Annotated in this window: 4 protein-coding genes; all 4 read left to right on the forward strand. The window is 61.1% G+C overall.

The window, feature by feature from the left end:
- A partial coding sequence (locus tag VMN77_02010; GenBank protein ID HTN42552.1) for an AMP-binding protein occupies positions 1 to 1,857 on the forward strand: 1,857 nt, incomplete at its 5' end.
- Positions 1,858 to 1,921: 64 nt separating this feature from the next.
- Positions 1,922 to 3,070 (forward strand): acyl-CoA dehydrogenase family protein, encoded by a 1,149-nt coding sequence (locus VMN77_02015; protein ID HTN42553.1) that lies wholly within the window; start codon positions 1,922 to 1,924, stop codon positions 3,068 to 3,070.
- A 106-nt stretch (positions 3,071 to 3,176) separates the two neighbouring features.
- The gene (meaB, locus tag VMN77_02020; GenBank protein HTN42554.1) at positions 3,177 to 3,941 is read left to right on the forward strand and encodes a methylmalonyl Co-A mutase-associated GTPase MeaB; all 765 of its coding nucleotides are present in this window, start codon (positions 3,177 to 3,179) and stop codon (positions 3,939 to 3,941) included.
- On the forward strand, positions 3,938 to 4,132 hold a 195-nt coding region (locus VMN77_02025; protein ID HTN42555.1), incomplete at its 3' end, for an MmgE/PrpD family protein. The genes meaB and VMN77_02025, both read left to right, overlap by 4 nt.

The raw sequence follows: 4,132 nt of genomic DNA on the forward strand, positions 1-4,132 counted from the left end.
ATTAAAACCTACGAAGAGCTGATCGCACGATCCACCGACGACATCGAATGGTTCTGGGACGCCGCGATGCAGGATCTCGGCATCGCCTGGTATCAACCCTATAATAAAGTTTTGGACACGGCAGCCGGAATCCCCTGGGCCCGGTGGTTTATGGGCGGAAAAACGAATATCGTCTATAATTGTCTCGACCGCCACCTCCCCGCCCGATCGGAAAAGACGGCCCTGATCTGGGAGGGCGAGGATGGCGACGTACGGGATCTGAGTTACGGGGAACTCAATCGTGAGGTCGGCCGTCTGGCGAAGGCGCTGAAAGACCTGGGCCTGCGGAAAGGCGACACTGTGGGGCTCTACATGCCGATGTGCCCCGAAATGGTGGCGGCTTTTTACGCGGGGCTTAAGATCGGCCTGATCGTGATCCCGATCTTCTCCGGCTTCGCCTCAGCCCCGCTCACTTCACGTCTGGGCCATGCCGGCGCCAAGCTTCTGATCACGGCGGACGCCTCAGTTCGTCGGGGAAAGGTCCATCCCGTCAAACAGGAGGCGGACGCCGCGGCCGCTCATCTTCCCGACCTTAAACATCTGATCGTTGTCAAACATCTCGGGAACGAGATCCCCTGGAACCCGGGCCGCGACCTCTGGTATCACGAGCTCATCGCCGGAGGTCCCGAACACTGCGACACCGCGCGACTGGATTCGGAAGACACCGCGCTGATCCTTTACACCTCCGGTACGACGGGACAACCGAAAGGTGCGGTGCATACCCACGGGGGCTGTTTGGCCCAGATGGGAAAGGAACTCGGGTACCATTTCGACTTAAAGCAAGAAGACTTGTTTTTCTGGTTGACCGACATCGGCTGGATGATGGGGCCCTGGATGATCATCGGCGTGCATCTCTTCGGCGGCACGGTCCTGATTATGGAAGGCGCCCCCGACCACCCGCGACCCGACCGGCTCTGGGAGATCATCGAGCGACATCGCGTTACAAGTTTCGGAATTTCCCCGACCGCCATCCGAATGTTGATGCGAGCCGGCGACGCCTGGGTGGAACGACATGATTTATCCTCCCTTCGCATTCTGGGCTCGACCGGCGAGCCCTGGGACAAGGAAAGCTATTTATGGTTCTTCCGAAAAGCGGGCGGCGGACGAATCCCCATTATCAATATCTCCGGCGGGACCGAGATCGTGGGTTGTTTTCTCGCGCCTCTTCCGATCACGCCGCTGAAGGCCTGCACCCTTCGCGGGCCGGGGCTCGGAATGGACGTGGATGTGTTCGACGATGAGGGGAGGCCCGTGCGCGGACAGAGGGGTCATCTCGTCTGCAAGAAGCCGACGCCTTCGATGACGAGAGGGTTCTGGAGAGATCGAGATCGCTATCTCGAAACGTACTGGTTCCGATGGCCCGATGTCTGGTACCACGGCGACTGGGCCTACATCGACCCGGACGGATACTGGTTCCTCGAGGGACGATCCGACGACACGATCAAGGTGGCCGGCCGCCGGACCGGACCGGCCGAGATCGAGGAGGCCCTGATGGCCCATCCGGCCGTGTCCGAGGCGGCGGCCATCGGCGCCCCGGATCCGGTCAAGGGCGAGGAAGTGGTCGCCTTTGTGGTACTGAAACCGGGATATCCTCCCGATGAATCCCTGCGCGAGGCCCTGAAGACCCAGGTCGTCCGAATCCTGGGGAAAACCGTCCGGCCCCGGGAGATCCGTTTCGTTGCGGACCTGCCCAAGACACGGTCGGCCAAGATCGTCCGCCGGGTGATTCGGGCCAAATACATGGGGCTGGCCGATTTGGGCGACCTTTCCTCAATCGAAAATCCCCAGGCGATCGACGAGATCGCCAAGGCCCGTTAGGCGGCGAGGAATTTGTCGGACCGCCCGAAATGCATTATAATCAGAATCGAGAGAGGCCCTGACCATGAATTTCGATCTGACCGATGAGCAGAACCGGTTGAGGCAGACGGTCCGCGAATTCGCCGAGGCCGAAATCGCGCCCGGCGCGAGCGAACGGGACCGGGACAGCCGTTTCCCATGGGAGCTGATTCCTAATCTGGCCCAAAGAAAACTGCTCGGGATCATGACCCCCAAAGAGTACGGCGGCGCGGGACTGGACACCCTGAGCGCGGCGATCATCATAGAAGAAATCGCACGGGTCGACGGATCCACGGCCTTGACCGTGGCCTCCCACAACGCGCTCGCCGTTCGCCACATCGACCGGTTTGGAAACGATTCCCAACGGAAGCGCCATGTTACGCGGTTGGCCTCCGGAGAAGCCCTGGGCGCCTGGGCGTTGACCGAGCCCCATGCCGGCTCGGATGCCTCCGCGCTCGAAACCACGGCGCGGCCCGACGGCGATCACTGGGTCCTGAACGGCCAGAAAATGTTCATCACGCAGGGCACCGTCGCCGGGATCTATATCATCATGGCCTCGACCGACCGGGCGCTCGGCATAAGGGGAATCTCGGCCTTCGTGGTCGAGAAGGGAACGCCCGGGCTCACCCCGGGTCGGCCCACGAATCGATTCGGAGTCCGGGGCTCGGACACCGCCCCGCTCTCCCTGGAAAACGTGAGAATCCCGAAGGAGAATCTGATCGGCAATCTTCATGAGGGCTTCGACCAGGCCATGGAGATGTTAAACGGCGGCCGCATCGGAATCGGGGCGATGGCGGTCGGGCTGGCCCGGGCCGCGATGGAAGCCGCCGTGCGCCACGCGCACGAGCGGGTCCAGTTCCGAAAACCGATAGCGGAACACGAGGCGATCCAGTTCATGCTGGCCGATATGGCCACCGAGCTGGAGGCGGCCCGTTGTCTGGTCTATCGCGCGGCCTGTCTCAAGGATCAGGGCCGGCCCTATCGCAAGGAGGCTTCGATGGCCAAGCTGTACGCGTCGGAAATGGCGATGCGCGCGACGAACAAAGCGATGCAGATTCACGGTGGATATGGCTTTCTCAAAGACAATCCGGTTGAACGCTATCTCCGCGACGCCAAGCTGTGCGAGATCGGCGAGGGTACCTCCGAGATCCAGCGGTTGATTATCGCGAAGGAATTGTTGAAAGGAACCGGGTAATCCCTTCCGGCAACCTTCCGAGTCGCCCCATACCTTAGTGGGGGCGAAGAAAAGCCGCGGGAGCAGGGAAGGCTTCAGCCCAACCCCATATAAAAAGTTCCAATTGATGACCAATTTCGTTCGACAGATTCGACGGGGTGATTTTCGGGCGGCGGCAAAATTATTGACCGCGATTGAACGGGGGGATCCGTCCGCAATCCCGGCCTTAAGGGCTCTTTACCCTTACACCGGCCGGGCCCATGTCATCGGAATCACCGGGCCGACCGGAACGGGCAAAAGCAGTCTGATCAACGGTCTCACGACCGCTTACCGTCGCCTGAGGCGGCGGGTGGGCATACTGGCCGTGGATCCGACAAGCCCGATTTCCGGCGGTGCGATCCTGGGCGATCGGATCCGAATGCGGGATCACCTGACAGATCCCGGCGTCTTTATCCGCAGCCTGGCCAGCCGAGGCGCCCCGGGCGGACTCCCGGTGCTCGTGCTGGCCGAGGCCTTGCATGTCCTGGATGCGCTGGGACTGGACGTGATTTTCATCGAGACGATCGGCATCGGCCAGGATCAGACGGCCGTTTCCTTGCTTGCTCGCACGACCGTGGTCGTTCTCAACCCGACCATGGGAGACGAGGTGCAGATTTTAAAGGCCGGGATCATGGAGATCGCCGATTTGTATGTGGTCAACAAAGCGGATCTGCCCGGAGCGGACGCGACGGCATTGCACCTGGCCGATCTTTCCGGAACCGAGCACCCCACGCCGGTTTTTAAAACTTCGTCCCTCAAACAGCTCGGCTTCGACGAACTGATGAAAGAACTCAACGACTTGGCCAAAAAAACCCGACACGGGAGACGGCCGAAAGGAGCGAAACGCCGATGACGACCCTGGCCGAGAAAATGGCGGCGTTTGCTCACCGGTTGTCTTTTGATGATCTGCCGCGCGACGTGGTCCACGAAGTCAAGCGGCGTGTGATCGATTCGATCGGCTGCGCGCTCGGGGCGTTTGATTCCGACCCCTGCCGTATCGCCCGTACGGCAGCTCGATTTGTGAAGAGCCGTTATCCGGCGACC

This window comes from Nitrospiria bacterium, assembly GCA_035498035.1.
GTDB lineage: Bacteria > Nitrospirota > Nitrospiria > JACQBZ01 > JACQBZ01 > JACQBZ01.